The organism is Mesorhizobium zhangyense (assembly GCF_011045115.1).
GTDB classification, from domain to species: Bacteria; Pseudomonadota; Alphaproteobacteria; order Rhizobiales; family Rhizobiaceae; genus Mesorhizobium_M; species Mesorhizobium_M zhangyense.
On the sequence record NZ_JAAKZG010000004.1, the window covers coordinates 249,801 to 263,637 of the forward strand.

12 protein-coding genes are annotated in these 13,837 nt (G+C 61.3%); 2 read left to right on the forward strand and 10 right to left on the reverse strand.

The features are described from left to right. The first annotated feature begins 8 nt into the window (after nt 1-8). Nucleotides 9-815: an ATP-binding cassette domain-containing protein gene (locus tag G6N74_RS11090; RefSeq protein WP_165117226.1), complete on the forward strand. Its 807-nt coding sequence runs from the start codon at nt 9-11 to the stop codon at nt 813-815. Nucleotides 816-829: 14 nt separating this feature from the next. Here the strand turns inward: G6N74_RS11090 and G6N74_RS11095 are convergent, their stop codons facing one another. Genes G6N74_RS11095 through G6N74_RS11125 form a run of 7 tightly spaced genes read right to left on the reverse strand, consistent with a single transcriptional unit; the run spans nt 830 to nt 8,980 of the window. Beyond that, nucleotides 830-2,635 (reverse strand): ABC transporter ATP-binding protein, encoded by a 1,806-nt coding sequence (locus G6N74_RS11095; protein WP_165117228.1) that lies wholly within the window; start codon nt 2,633-2,635, stop codon nt 830-832. A gap of 3 nt (nt 2,636-2,638) precedes the next feature. Then, nucleotides 2,639-3,577, reverse strand: coding sequence for an ABC transporter permease (locus G6N74_RS11100; protein WP_165117230.1), 939 nt, complete (start codon nt 3,575-3,577; stop codon nt 2,639-2,641). Further along, complete coding sequence (locus G6N74_RS11105) at nt 3,577-4,551, reverse strand: ABC transporter permease (RefSeq protein ID WP_165117232.1); 975 nt, start codon at nt 4,549-4,551, stop codon at nt 3,577-3,579. Before G6N74_RS11105 ends, G6N74_RS11100 begins: the two co-directional genes overlap by 1 nt. 13 nt (nt 4,552-4,564) lie before the next feature. Beyond that, nucleotides 4,565-5,515 carry a nucleoside hydrolase gene (locus G6N74_RS11110; protein ID WP_165117234.1) on the reverse strand — a complete coding sequence of 317 codons (951 nt, stop codon included), beginning with the start codon at nt 5,513-5,515 and terminating at the stop codon, nt 4,565-4,567. Further along, complete coding sequence (locus G6N74_RS11115) at nt 5,512-6,471, reverse strand: nucleoside hydrolase (protein WP_165117236.1); 960 nt, start codon at nt 6,469-6,471, stop codon at nt 5,512-5,514. The genes G6N74_RS11110 and G6N74_RS11115 overlap by 4 nt, the downstream gene beginning before the upstream one ends. Before the next feature lie 38 nt (nt 6,472-6,509). Next, nucleotides 6,510-7,391 carry a dihydrodipicolinate synthase family protein gene (locus G6N74_RS11120; RefSeq protein ID WP_165117830.1) on the reverse strand — a complete coding sequence of 294 codons (882 nt, stop codon included), beginning with the start codon at nt 7,389-7,391 and terminating at the stop codon, nt 6,510-6,512. Nucleotides 7,392-7,429: 38 nt separating this feature from the next. Beyond that, complete coding sequence (locus tag G6N74_RS11125; RefSeq protein ID WP_165117238.1) at nt 7,430-8,980, reverse strand: ABC transporter substrate-binding protein; 1,551 nt, start codon at nt 8,978-8,980, stop codon at nt 7,430-7,432. A gap of 158 nt (nt 8,981-9,138) precedes the next feature. On the opposite strand from G6N74_RS11125, the gene G6N74_RS11130 reads away from it, so the two are divergent. Beyond that, nucleotides 9,139-10,077, forward strand: coding sequence for a LysR substrate-binding domain-containing protein (locus G6N74_RS11130; RefSeq protein ID WP_165117240.1), 939 nt, complete (start codon nt 9,139-9,141; stop codon nt 10,075-10,077). Nucleotides 10,078-10,160: 83 nt separating this feature from the next. Here the strand turns inward: G6N74_RS11130 and G6N74_RS11135 are convergent, their stop codons facing one another. From G6N74_RS11135 to G6N74_RS11145, 3 genes are all read right to left on the reverse strand, one after another. Beyond that, a complete protein-coding gene (locus G6N74_RS11135) occupies nt 10,161-11,603 on the reverse strand; it encodes an NAD-dependent succinate-semialdehyde dehydrogenase (protein WP_165117831.1) in 1,443 nt (480 codons plus the stop codon). 171 nt (nt 11,604-11,774) lie between these two features. Beyond that, nucleotides 11,775-12,695 (reverse strand): PfkB family carbohydrate kinase, encoded by a 921-nt coding sequence (locus tag G6N74_RS11140; RefSeq protein WP_165117242.1) that lies wholly within the window; start codon nt 12,693-12,695, stop codon nt 11,775-11,777. After that, nucleotides 12,688-13,785 carry an ABC transporter ATP-binding protein gene (locus tag G6N74_RS11145; protein ID WP_165117244.1) on the reverse strand — a complete coding sequence of 366 codons (1,098 nt, stop codon included), beginning with the start codon at nt 13,783-13,785 and terminating at the stop codon, nt 12,688-12,690. Before G6N74_RS11145 ends, G6N74_RS11140 begins: the two co-directional genes overlap by 8 nt. Nucleotides 13,786-13,837: the final 52 nt, after the last annotated feature.

Consider the following 13,837-nt stretch of genomic DNA (forward strand, 5'->3'; position numbering starts at 1 on the left):
GTGAGACAATGACCGCAGCAACGATCACGGCCCGCCGCGCTTTCAAAAGTGTCCCGCTGGAACGCGCGCCACGCCGACCGCAAACACCGGTCGCCTTCTCGTTCAGGAATGTCGGCAAGAAGTTTGGCGACAAGACGGTTCTCGAAGGCATCGATCTCGAGGTTCGCGAGGGTCAGTTTCTGGCCGTCATCGGCAAGAGTGGCTGCGGCAAGAGCACGTTGCTCCGGCTGCTCGCCGGGCTGGATCGTCCGACCTCCGGCCAGTTGGCCCACGATGCAGGCAAGACCGATCACAGCCGTACGCGCATCATGTTCCAGGAACCGAGGCTGTTGCCCTGGGCGCGCGTAGTGGACAATGTCGCGGTCGGCTTGACCGGTATTGCCAAGGGCAGGCAGGCACGCGATCGCTCGCTGGAGATTCTAAGGGAGGTTGGCCTCGCCGATCGCGCCGGCGAATGGCCATCGGTTCTGTCAGGCGGCCAGAAGCAGCGCGTGGCGCTGGCTCGGGCTCTCGTCGGGCAGCCACTCATCCTGGCGCTCGACGAGCCACTGGGTGCGCTCGATGCTCTCACCCGCATCGAGATGCAGCAACTGCTGGAACGCATCTGGCTCAGCCAGAAATTTACCGCCGTTCTGGTCACGCATGATGTCGCCGAGGCAGTGGCGCTGGCTGATCGTGTGGTGGTCATAGACGAGGGCAGAATCGTGCTTGATCTCGACATCCCTCTGCCAAGGCCGCGTCGCCACGGCACCTCCGAACTCGCCCGCCTCGAAGGTCTGATCCTCGACCGCCTGTTCAACGGCGAAGCCAGGTAGGACTACGCCTAGCCCTACTGCACCTGCACGAAATGACCCGCTGAAACCTCGTCGTATTTGCGTACCGGCGCTACGAAATCCGGCGCGCGCACCGGGCTCCTGATTTCATCGTTGGAAATGCGCCGGATCTGCCGCCGCGCGGGATCGGGCACCGGAACAGCTTCCATCAGCTTTTTCGTATAGGGATGCTGCGGATTCTCGAACACCGAGGCACGCGAGCCGATCTCCACGATCTCGCCCAGATACATCACCGCGACGCGATGGCTGATGCGCTCCACCACGGCCATGTCATGCGAGATGAAGAGATAGGCAAGCTTGAAGCGCTCCTGAAGATCGAGCATCAGGTTGATGACCTGCGCCTTCACCGAAACGTCGAGCGCGGAGACGGATTCGTCGGCGACGATGAATCTCGGCTCCAGGGCGAGCGCCCGCGCGATGCAGACCCGCTGGCGCTGGCCGCCCGAAAACTCGTGCGGAAAGCGATCGGCCATGCTCGGTGACAGGCCAACGCGGGTGAGAAGATCGGCCACGCGCTTGCGGACTTCGCCTCGCGCGGCAAGGCCGTGGGTGACGATCGGCTCGGCAATCGCCTCGCCCACACGCATGCGCGGATTGAGGCTTTCGAACGGGTCCTGAAAGATCATCTGCATATGCTTGCGGATGTCCAGCAGCGATGATTTTCCGGCGTGGCGCACATCCTTGCCGCCGACGGTGATGGAACCGCTTTTGGCTTCCGTCAGGCGCATGATGGACCGGCCGGTCGTAGACTTGCCGCAACCGGATTCGCCGACCAATGACAGCGTCTCGCCTTCGCGCAGATCGAAGGAGACGTTCTCCACCGCATGCACCCGGCCCGACACCCGGCCGAAGAAACCGGACTTGATGTCGAAACGGGTGACGAGGTTCTTCACCTCCAGGATCGGGGTCTTATCATGTTCGACCGTATCGGCGGTGTCTGCCACGGATGCAGCCTCGCCCGTCTTCATGTCGACGATCGGAAAACGCTTTGGCTGGACCGTGCCGGCCATCGAACCGAGCTTCGGCACGGCCGAAAGAAGTGCCCGCGTATAAGGATGCTTGGCGTGCTGGAAGATCTCCTGCGTCGTGCCGGTCTCGACCGCTTCGCCGCGATACATGACCACGGTGCGGTCCGAAATTTCAGCCACGACGCCCATGTCATGGGTGATGAAGAGGACCGACATGCCCTCCTCTTCCTGCAGCACCTTGATCAGTTCGAGGATCTGCGCCTGGATCGTCACATCGAGCGCGGTCGTCGGCTCGTCGGCGATCAGAAGCTGCGGGCTGCATGCCAGCGCGATGGCGATGACGACGCGCTGGCGCATGCCGCCGGAGAAACTCAGCGGATATTCGTCCAGGCGCGATCTGGCGGCCGGAATACGCACCTTGTCGAGAAGCCGGATCGCCTCGGCCCTGGCGGTGGCTTGCGTCATGCCGCGATGGCGCACCAGCACTTCCGTTATCTGCTTGCCGATTTTCAGAACCGGGTTGAGGCTCGTCATCGGCTCCTGAAAGATCATGCCGATGCGGTTGCCGCGGACTTTCTGCATGTCCTGCTGGGAAATATCCAGCAGGTTCTGCCCTCCGAAATTGATCTCTCCCTTGAGACGGGCATTGTTTTCCGACAGGAGCCGCATGATCGACAGCGCGGTCACGCTCTTGCCCGAACCGGATTCGCCGACGACGGCAACCGTTTCCTTCGCACCGATGTCGAAGGACACGTCGCGCACGACATCCATCCATTTGCCGTCGACGAGGAAGGACGTGTTGAGGTTGGAAACAGAAAGAACCGGAGATGTCATGGCTCAGCCCTCCCGCCTGGGGTTGAGGATATCGCGCAGCGCGTCGCCGATCAGGTTGATGCCGACGATGAGCAGAAGCAGCGCTAGGCCGGGAAAGAAGCTGATCCAGTAATCGCCCGACAGAAGGTATTCGAAGCCGTTGGAGATCAGCAGGCCCAGCGAGGGCTCGGTGACCGGCAGCCCGATGCCGAGGAAGGACAGCGTCGCCTCCAGCATGATCGCATAGGCGACGCGCATGGTGGCCACCACGATCAGCGGCGGCAGGCAGTTGGGCAGAATATGCCTGAACAGGATGCTCCGGTCCGGCAGCGCCATCGAGCGTGCCGCATCGACATAGCTGCGCCGCCGCTCGACCAGCGCCGAGCCGCGAATGGTGCGGGCATAATAGGCCCACTGCGTGATCACCAGCGCCAGGATGATCTTGTCGACCCCCTGCCCCAGAATGGCGAGGAAGATCAGCGCGATCAGGATCGCCGGGAAGCTCAGCTGGATATCGACGATGCGCATCAGGATCGCGTCGGTCTTGCCGCCGGCGTAAGCGCTGAGCAGGCCGAGCGAGGCGCCGATCACCAGTGCGATGGCCGCACTCGATATGCCGACGATGATGGAGGTGCGCAGGCCGTAGAGGATGGCGCTGAACAGGTCGCGGCCCTGGTCATCGGTGCCGATCAGGTAGTACAGGCCGCTCATGCTTTCCGAGCCCGGCGGCAGGCGGTTGTCCATGATATCGAGCTGCGCCAGATCATAAGGGTTCTGCGGCGCGATCAGCGGCGCAAACAGCGCGGCCAGCACCAGCAGCGTCACGATGATGATGCCGGTCAGCGCTAGCCTGTCGCGCAACAGAGCGCCCAGTGTGGCGCGGAACGGAGAGCGGGATGCCCGTTCCGCGTCAGCGCCGTCTCGCGAATGGACGGAGTTGCCGGGATTCGCGTCGTTGCTCATCAGGAATCTCCCTCAAGGCGAACACGCGGATCGACGATCGAATAGAGGATGTCGACGGCGAGGTTGATGATGCTGAACATGACGACGGTGATCATCAGATAGGCGAGGATGACCGGGCGATCGAGAACGCTGATGGCATCGATGATAAGCTTGCCCATGCCGGGCCATGCAAAGATGGTTTCGGTAACGACGGCAAACGCGATCAGCGATCCAAGCTCCAGACCAATGACCGTGATGAGCGGGATCAGTGTGTTCTTCAAAACGTGAACCAGTACGATGCGCGTTTCGGAAAGGCCTTTGGCGCGGGCGAAGCGCACGAAATCGAGCTGAAGGCATTCCATGACGCCGGCGCGGGTGAGCCTGATGATCAGCGATATCTTGAACAAGGCGAGATTGAACGCCGGCAACGCAAGATGCGAAAGCCCATCAAGTGTCAGGAAACTCACCGGGACGCCGAAGAGATCGACGGTCTCACCGCGTCCGGACGCCGGCAGCCAACCGAGCTTGACGGAAAACACCAGGATCATCACCAGGCCGATCCAGAAGGTCGGCAGGCTGAAGCCGAGGATCGAGAAGGTCATGATCGACTTCGACACCAACGCCTTCGGCTTGAGCCCGGCATAGACGCCGAGCGGAATGCCGATGACCAGCGCCATTAACAGCGCGACGAAGGCCAGTTCGAGCGTCGCCGGCATCCTTTGCAGGATCAGCGTCAGCGCCGGCTGGTTGAAGACGAAAGAATTGCCGAGATCGCCGGAAAGAGCGTGGGTGAGGAAGGTCCAGTACTGCTCCCACACCGGTTGATCGAGACCGAAGGACTGGATGACTTGCAGCCGCTCGGCCGGGGTAGCCGTCGTGCTGAGCAGAAGATCGACCGGGTTGCCGACCATATAGACGCCGACGAACACCAGCACCGACATCACGAGCAATGTCAGGACCGTCTGGAGTGTGCGGCTGAGAAGATAGGACGTCATCCGCTCACCTCTTTCAACGCCCGCGCCCATAGATGCTGAGGCGCTCCTCCAGCATTTCGAGGAAACGGGCCTCGTCGACACCGTTCATGACCGTGGCATTCATCGGCAGTCCGGTCTTGCCGTAAAAATCGGCATAGGTATAGCCGGCAGTTTTTCCCGACACCTGCGCGCCGACACTTGCCGCCCTGCCCTCGAATATTTCCGGTTCAAGCAGCCAGGCTATCGTCGTCGCATCGTGAACGGGTCCGCCCGGCCTGCCGAACCGCTGCATGTCGCTGCGGTCGAAGGTGCGCAGGAGACCGGCAATAGCCGCGCCGGCGGCTCCGGCGTTTTCCCCAATAGCGGCTATGTTTTTCTCGGTGATCAGCGCCTGAAACGTCATGTCGAGCGGCATCACCACGACGGGAACGCCGGACGCGTAAACAATCTGCGCGGCGTGCGGATCGGCATAGATGTTGTATTCGGCCCATGGCGTCCTGTGGCCAAGGGCTGTGAATGCGCCACCCATCGACACGACCTGCCGAATGCCGCGCGCGACATCGGGATGCTGCACAAGCGCCAGCGCAAGATTGGTCATCGGGCCGATGGCGCAGATGACGATGGGATCGTTGTCGGCGGCGGCCTGCCGTGTCATGCGGACGAGAAAATCGACCGCATGCTCTTCCTGCGGGCGGACACTGGCCGGTGGCACTAGCGTATCGCTGAAAGCACCTATGTGAGCGTACTTGCCATACACCTGTTCGCGAACCAGCGGCCCGGGCGCGCCGGCGTAGATCGGCACGTCAACACATCCCGACAAGGATATGATCTTGCAGGCGTTTGAGACCGTAGCTTCAAGCGGTACATTACCTGCAACGACCGAAATGCCCAAAAGTTCGATCTCGGGAGAGGCCAGCGCAAGCAAGATCGCGATGGCGTCGTCTACGCCCGGATCGGTGTCGATGATGATGCGATGCGGGCTCAACGCACTTCCTCCAATGCGTAACGCGACAAGCGGTCGAGGAAGAGGTCGTAGACACCCTTAGCATCGACCTTGGTGACAATCTCGACATTGGGATTCTTGCCGGACTTGCCATACCAGTCGGCGATGGTCTGGCCCATGCAGAGCTCGCTTTCATGCTCCACGAAAACCCGCGCCGTCTGCGTTTCGAAGAGCTGCGGCGCCAGCACATAGGCGATGACCAGAGGGTCGTGCAGCGGACCGCCACGCGAGCCGTAGCGGCGCACGTCGTTGCGATCCCAGAAAGCCATCATCTCACTGAGCGGCTTGGCGAGGCGGCCGGCGGAGCCGCTGAATTTTTCTGCATGCTCCGGTGTCAGGATGACCTGATGCGTCGCATCGAGCGACAGTGCAACGATGGGAATATCGGTCGAGAACACGATATGGGCGGCGTGAGGGTCGGCGAGGATGTTGAATTCCGAAGTGATCGTCCGGTTTCCGGCTTCGCGAAAGGCACCGCCCATCATCACGATACGTTCGATGCCTTCGGCGATGGCCGGCTTCATCCTGAGCGCGACGGCGACATTCGTCAGCGGCCCGAGCGTGCACAGCGTGATCTTCCTGCCGCTTTTCGCCGCCGCTTCGCAGCTCTCGATCAGGAAATCAACCGCACTCTTTTCCTCGATCTTCTTGGCTGGCCCGGGCAGAACCGTGTTGCCGAGGCCGCTCTCGCCGTGAAACTGGCCGTAGATAGGATCGCGAAACAGCGGGCGGAAACAGCCGGCAAAAATGGGCACGTCCGCTCTGTGGCCGAGTTCGCAAATCTGGAGCGCATTCCTGACCGTACGCTCAAGCGGCTGGTTGCCGCAAACCGGCGTGATGCCGAGTATTTCAAGCTCCGGCGAAACGAATGCCGTCAGGATCGCGATCGCGTCGTCGATACCGGGGTCGCAATCAATGATGATCGGAGTCGCCGTCATTTTGTCTGTACTTACCTTCGATTGGAGCGAAACGGGCTTTAGAGAGCGCCGACGCTTCGCAGCACCTCGGCCACTTCGGCACGGGCGCTTTCATTCAATGGGGCTTGCGGCGGGAGAGGATCACCCACGTCGAACCCCTGCAATTCCAGGGCAGCCTTGATGCAGGCGGCGATGGAGTATTTCGCGAAAATCTCGTTGACCCGCCACAGCGGGCGCTGCAACTCCATCGCCTTGGTCCAGTCGCCGGCGCGCGCCGCCCCGTAGAGCGCCAGACTCTGCTTCGGCACGATGCAGGCAGGCCCCGCCATCCAGCCGACGCCACCGATCATCATCACGGCTGCCGGGATGTGGGCGGAAGCGGCAAACACCTCCATCCGGCCGCGCGTGCGCTCGATGATCGACAGGAGCCGTCCGGTATTGGTCGAGGCGTCCTTGATATAACCGATGTTGTCGACCATGCTCAGCCGTTCGATCACCGGCAGGCTGAGGTCCGAGCGCTGGAACTGCGGATTGGTGTAGAGCACCACCGGCCTGCCCTTGGCGGCTGAAGCGATCGACCGGAAATAATGCTCGACGCCCTCATCCGAAATCGGGAAATAGGCTTCCAGTATCGCAAGGATGCCATCGACGCCGAGATCGACCATTTTCTCGGTCTGCTCCACGGCATCGCGAACCGTCGTCGAGGCAACGCCTGCCACCACCGGAACCCGGCGGCGATTGGCGGCGACCACCGTCTCCACAACTTCGAGGCGCTGATCGCGCGACAGATAGGCGAATTCTCCCGTGCTGCCGAGCGGCGTCAGGCCGTGGACGCCACTCCCTACGAGGTGCTCCACGAGGTCGGACAGCACTTTCACCTTGATCTCGCCGGCCTGATCGACAGGCGAGACGAGATAGGGAAATACACCGCTGAAAGACATCATGGAGCCCTCGCGCTTGCCTTGGGAGGACAACCGGTTCAGTTCGCCTGCTTCACGTAGTAAGGCAGCGTGTAGCCATCCGAGCGGCCCTGATAGGTGAACTCTTTCTTCGTCGCCCACGTATTGGCCAGGAAGAAAATCGGAATGACGCCATCGTCCTTCATGGCGATATCCATCGCCGTCTGGAGCAGCTTTTCACGCTTTTCATTGTCCAGCGTCGAGCGAGCCTCGATCAGCGCCTTGTCGAATTCCGGGTTCGAATAACGCCCGCGATTGCCTTGCCCGGCCTTCTCGCCATAGGTCTCGAGCAGCGGCCCGAGTACGCCCGAAGCTTCGCCGGTCTCGACAGCTGCGCCACCCATGATCAGGCTGAACTCCAGCGCCGAGGCGCGGGTGAAGTAGACGCTGCCCGGCAAAGTCGCGACCTCGGTCTTGATGCCGATGCGACTGAACATCTGGCCGATAGCCTGCGCGATCTTGGAATCGTTTGGATAGCGGTCGTTGGTTGCATGGAAGGTCAGCTTGAAGCCGTCCGGGTAACCGGCATCGGCAAGCATCTGCTTGGCCTTCGGCGCATCATAGGGATCGACGCTCAGATCGGGCGAATGGCCAAAATAGCCCTCAGGCACCAATTGCCCGGCCGGCAGGCCCTGCCCGTCCATGATGCGATCGACAAGCGCCTCGCGGTTGATGGCGAGCGACATCGCCTTGCGGACCTCGACCTTCTGCAGCGGGTTCTTGCCGTCGGCACCGACCGCGAAGGGCGACACGTCACGGCCCTGGTCCATATGCAGATACATGATGCGGTTGCCGGGAACCGAAATCACGCTCAACTTCTCGGACTTTTCGAGATTGCGGGTATCGGCCGTCGGGATGCTTTCGATCAGGTCGACATCGCCCGACAGGATGGCTGCAACGCGGGCGCTGCTGTTCTTGAACACGCGGAAGGTGACCTTGTCCCAGGCAGCCGTTTCGCCCCAATAGCCATCGAAGCGCTCGAGCGTGACATGGTCGTCCGGCGCCCACGAGACGAATTTGAACGGGCCAGTACCGATGACGCCCTTTCCGGAATTCAAATCCTGCGACGGCGTCTTTTCCAGTTCGGCCGGCAGCATGGCGATGCGGCTGAGATTGTTGGGCAGAAGCGGCGTCGGCGCTTTGGTGGCGATACGCACGGTCATGGGATCGACCGCCGTCACATCGGCGATATCCTTGACATAGGCTTCGAACGAACTCGGGCTGTTCTGCGAAGCGAGCGCGACGCGCTTGATAGAGGCGATGACATCGTCAGCCGTAAAATCACTGCCGTCGTGGAATTTCACATTCGGCCGCAGCTTGAATTCCCATGTCGTGTCGTCGATGACCTTCCAAGATTCGGCCAGCGCCGGCTGCACCTGCTGCTTGTCGTCCTGATTGACCAGCCCGTCGAAGATGTTGCGCGCCATCGCGCTGTTGGGACCGTTGACGTAGAACTGCGGGTCCATGGATGTCGTGGATGCTGCAAGCCCGACCTTGAGCTCGGCGGCATGGGCGACGGGCACCATAGCCATCGTCGCTGCGACAAAAGTCGCGAAAGTGGAAATCTTCATATCGAACGCTTCTCCCGAATTCCTCCGAGGCAGTCAGCCGGCGCTCATCCAAGCGGCAGGCCTTGCCTATTTTTTGAGCCTAGCGACTCCCTGGATTGAAAGAAAATCGCATCTGATGTTAGTTGCATCACAAAATGTTATGCCTTGGAGTATCCGAAATGCGTATCAATCCCCGGCAGGTCGAGGCCTTTCGCAATGTGATGCTAGCGGGCGGGATAACGTCGGCCGCAGAGCTCATGAACATCACGCAGCCGGCCGTCAGCCGGCTGATCCGCGATTTCGAATATGCCGTAAAGCTGAAGCTTTTCGAGCGCGAGGGCAGTCGCTTCGCGCCGCGCGACGAGGCGGTAAAGCTCTATCGTGAGGTAGAGCGCCTCTATCTCGGGCTCGACCAGATCGGACGCGCCGCCGACGACATCAAGACCGCCAAGGGCAGCTTCCTGCGCATCGGCTCGGTGCCGGCCCTGTCGCCGCTATGCGCCAATGAAATTCTTCCCGATTTGACCAGCGAGATGCCGGATATCTCGATCGTGTTCGACACCGAAAGCACCAATCACATCACCGATATGATCGCCAGCCACCAATATGATGTGGGTTTCGTGTTCGGGGGTGCCGAGCGCAAGGGACCCCCTGGCGAACTGCTCGCGAAGACGACAGCCGTGGCCGTTCTTTCCCCCGATCACAGGCTGGCGCGAAACGAAGCCATCAGCGTGAAAGACATGGCGGATTGCCGGGCGATCATTCCGGGCCGCAAGACACCGTTGCGCATCAGCTTCGAGCAGATAGCCGGAAGGAACGCAGTCACTTTCAAATCCCCGATCGAGACGTCAATCGCCAATTGCTGCGCTTTGGCCGCGAAGGGCATGGGCGTCGGCATCGTCGACGAGATCAGTGCTTTGAGCTTCGGCGGCGAACTCACCATCCTGCCCTTCAAGCCGGACATAGTTGTTTCGTACCTGGCGATACGCCCGCCGCAGGCACCCAAAAGCCGCGTGGTGGAAATGTTTACGGAGCGTCTGAAGGAAGCCGTTTTGAAGACCCTCGGCGCGACGAACGCCGGCCGTCGAGACTCGAGCCCCGCTGCTGCAAAGCAATGAGTTGACAGCAAAACACCCCGGCATCTTTCTCGATGATGCCGGGGTGCTCAGTTACATTACTGGATATTGGTCGCTGCTAACGATCAAGCCGCGAAATGCGAGACGAATTTCGTCGTCAGATAGGCTTCGATCGCTTCCGAGCCGCCTTCAGTGCCGTAGCCTGAGTCCTTCGTGCCGCCGAAAGGCACTTCCGGCAGGGCGAGCCCGTTATGGTTGATCGTGGTCATGCCGGCTTCGACCTTCATGCCCAGCGCCTGGCTTGTCGCAGCCGATGTGGTGAAGGCGTAGGACGCCAGACCAAAAGGCAGCCGGTTGGCTTCGTCGATCGCTTCATCAAGCGTGGAGAAGCGGTTGACGATCGCGACCGGGCCGAAGGGTTCCTCGTTCATGATCCGCGCGCTCTTCGGAGCGTTGGCGATGACGGTCGGCTCGAAGAAATTGCCCTTGTTGCCGATGCGCCGTCCGCCGGTTTTCACTTCAGCGCCTTGCGCGACCGCGTCTGCAATCAAAGCTTCCAGCGCGGGAATACGGCGCTCATTCGCCAGCGGTCCCATCTGGGTGCCTTCTTCGAGGCCGTTGCCGACACGAATTGCCTTCGCAGCCTGCGTGATGCCTTCCAGGAACCCGTCATAGACGCCGTCCTGCACGAGGAAGCGCGTCGGAGACACGCAGACCTGGCCGGCATTGCGGAACTTCGACGTTGACAAGACCTTTACCGCTGCGCCGAGATCGGCATCTTCGAAGATGATCGCCGGTGCATGGCCGCCGAGTTCCATCGTCGCGCGCTTCATGTGCTGCCCGGCCAGTGCCGCCAGATGCTTGCCGATCGGCGTCGAGCCGGTGAACGAGATTTTGCGGATGACCGGATGGGGAATGAGGTATTCCGAGATTTCGGCTGGAACGCCGTAGACGAGATTGATGACGCCCTTCGGCACGCCTGCATCGGCGAAAGCGCGGATCAGCTCTGCCGGCGATGCAGGGGTTTCTTCCGGCGCCTTGACGATAATGGAGCAGCCGGCAGCGAGCGCACCAGAAAGCTTGCGCACGATCTGGTTGATCGGGAAGTTCCACGGCGTGAAGGCGGCGACAGGGCCGACCGGCAGCTTGATCGCCATCTGCGACACGCCAATGGTGCGCGCCGGAATGATCTGGCCATAGGTGCGGCGAGCTTCTTCCGCGAACCAGTCGATGGTGTCGGCGCCAGCAAGCACTTCGCCTTTGGCTTCGGCCAGCGGCTTTCCCTGCTCGCGCGTCATGATGCGGGCGATCTTGTCGGCCCGCTCGCGCAAAAGATCGGCCGCCTTGCGCATGATCTTGGAACGCTCGAATGCCGAAGTCGCGCTCCAAACTTTGAAACCGCGATCGACTGCAGCAAGGGCCGCGTCCAGATCGGCCTTCGTGGCATGCGCGATCTTCCCGATAACCTCGCCCGTAGCCGGGTCCAGGACGGGGATGGTCTTGCCTTCAACTCCGGATCGCCATTCGCCATCGATGAAAAGCTGCGTATCGGGATAACTGACGTCTATATTGGCCACGGATGAGATTCCTGTTCAATTTGACATGAGGACAGGATCGCTCACGAGGCGGTCCTATGCGAGTGGACGTAGTGCCGCAACACCCCGTTTGGCAAGCCCGCCGGGATAAAGAAAGGTGCCCTTTCCAGATCGGCCGGCTGCTAACCCGCGTCGAATGACACTTCAAGGTAGATCGAACGAAGGGTCGAAACGCACGATGTCGGCCCGGGTCGGCAATCCGGCCCGCCCTCCGGGCATCGCACATTTGAGTGCGGCAACGGTATTCGAGAAAGCAATAGCCTTCTCGATCGGCCAGCGATGTGACAACGCCAGCGCCAAGGCGCCATGAAACGCGTCTCCCGCCCCGACCGTATCGACCACATGCACCGATGGCGGCCGCGTGTTTGCCAGTTTGCCCTCGCAAAGCCAATAGAGACCACCTGCGCCATCGGTAACGCCTGTCAGCTTGTGCTGTGGTCCGGCAACGAGCCTCAACCCGGCTTCGATGTCGTCCGTCCCGGAAAACTGCGCAAGACCCGGCCTCGAGAAGACGACATATTCTGCAATATCGACAAGCGGCGCGATTGCATCGCGATCGTGCCGCGAGATATCCGCGTCGAGCACTGTCGGAATGCCCTGCGACCGCGCTGCCTTATATGTCTTGAGCGCACCTTTGGGCCACGACAGGTCGCAAAGGACGGCGCCGCCGAGGTTCTCTGGTTCCAGCCATTCGGCATCGTCCGGCAGATCGGGATCGGCATAGGCGACGATCAGCCGTTCCCCCGAGCCATCGACCAGAATGACCGATCCCGGCGACCGGTGCCCGGCAAAATGCCTGAGCCAGCGTGTGTCGACAGCCTCGCTGTTCAGTTCCCGGTGAAGCGCGACGCCAGTGGCGTCCTCGCCCAGACGGCCGGCGAAGTTCGCCTTTCCGCCAAGCCGCGCGATGGCGACGCTGGCATTGGCTGCCGGTCCACCGCCGACTTCGCGGCGCGACTTTGCGTAGATCTTCACCGGCTGCGCCGGTATCTCGGCGACGCTCATGATAATGTCCTGGATCGCCAGTCCAAGACAGAACACTTCGCCCGGCCTGTGCTCAGACAAGAGCCGCACCTGTGGTGGGATGAAACAGATGAATGCGATCGACGTCAAGTTGGAACCGACACTCCTTGTCGCCGACATGCACCGCGCCGGGCTTGACCCTCGCCATGATCTCGCGACCGCCGAGCAGGACGACTGCGATCGAATCCGCGCCGTGATCCTCGACGAGAACAATGTCGGATGAGAAGTCGAAAGCGCTTCCAGCGCCGCGCCTCTGTGACACAAGGGAGACGTGCTCCGAGCGCAACCCGACCTCGACGCGATCGACGGACTCCAAAGCCTTCATGCGGGCTGCCGGCAGCTTGACTTCCTGTCCTTTGCCGAAGACCAGCCAGGCCTCATCGCCTTCCCGGCGCAGTTCGGCAGGCAGCAGGCTCATCGGCGGCGAACCGATGAAAGTCCCGACGAAGCTGTTGGCCGGCCTTTCATAGATATCCATCGGCGTGCCGATCTGCTGCACTTCGCCGAGCTTCAGGACCACGATGCGATCGGCCATGGTCATGGCTTCGATCTGGTCGTGCGTGACGTAGATGCTGGTGGTGCGCAGCGCCATCTGCAGCTTGCGGATTTCCATGCGCATGCCGACACGCAGCTTCGCGTCGAGGTTCGACAAGGGTTCGTCGAACAGGAACACTTCCGGCTCCCGGATGAGGGCGCGGCCGAGCGCGACGCGCTGGCGCTGCCCGCCTGAAAGCGCCTTAGGCTTGCGTTCCAGAAGCGCATCCAGTTCGAGCATTTTGGCGACATCCGCAACGCTTTGCGCGATGTCGCCAGCGGGCAGGTCGCGCATTTTCAGGGCAAAGCCAAGGTTCTCGGCGACCGTCATATGCGGGTAGAGCGCATAATCCTGAAACACCATCGCCATGTCGCGGTCGCGTGGCGCAACGGCGCTGATGTCGCGTCCGTCGAGCAGGATTTCACCGCCGGAGATTTCCTCCAGGCCGGCGATCATGCGCAACAATGTGCTTTTACCGCAGCCTGACGGCCCGACCAGAACGATGAACTCGCCGTCGGCCACTTCGAGGTCCACGGCTTTCACGGCCTCGACCGTTCCGAACCGCTTCTGCACGGAGCGCAGTGTCAACCCTGCCACTTTCTTCTCACTCCCGTGTTGACATTCGCTGTTTCTAAAGCACAATAATTAC

Bases quoted from the DNA above. Each gene is read 5' to 3' on its own strand.
- G6N74_RS11100 (WP_165117230.1), bottom strand. From the start codon at position 3,577: ATGAGCAACGACGCGAATCCCGGCAACTCCGTCCATTCGCGAGACGGC.
- G6N74_RS11120 (WP_165117830.1), bottom strand. From the start codon at position 7,391: ATGTCTTTCAGCGGTGTATTTCCCTATCTCGTCTCGCCTGTCGATCAG.
- G6N74_RS11125 (WP_165117238.1), bottom strand. From the start codon at position 8,980: ATGAAGATTTCCACTTTCGCGACTTTTGTCGCAGCGACGATGGCTATG.
- G6N74_RS11130 (WP_165117240.1), top strand. From the start codon at position 9,139: ATGCGTATCAATCCCCGGCAGGTCGAGGCCTTTCGCAATGTGATGCTA.
- G6N74_RS11095 (WP_165117228.1), bottom strand. From the start codon at position 2,635: ATGACATCTCCGGTTCTTTCTGTTTCCAACCTCAACACGTCCTTCCTC.
- G6N74_RS11090 (WP_165117226.1), top strand. From the start codon at position 9: ATGACCGCAGCAACGATCACGGCCCGCCGCGCTTTCAAAAGTGTCCCG.
- G6N74_RS11115 (WP_165117236.1), bottom strand. From the start codon at position 6,471: ATGACGGCGACTCCGATCATCATTGATTGCGACCCCGGTATCGACGAC.
- G6N74_RS11105 (WP_165117232.1), bottom strand. From the start codon at position 4,551: ATGACGTCCTATCTTCTCAGCCGCACACTCCAGACGGTCCTGACATTG.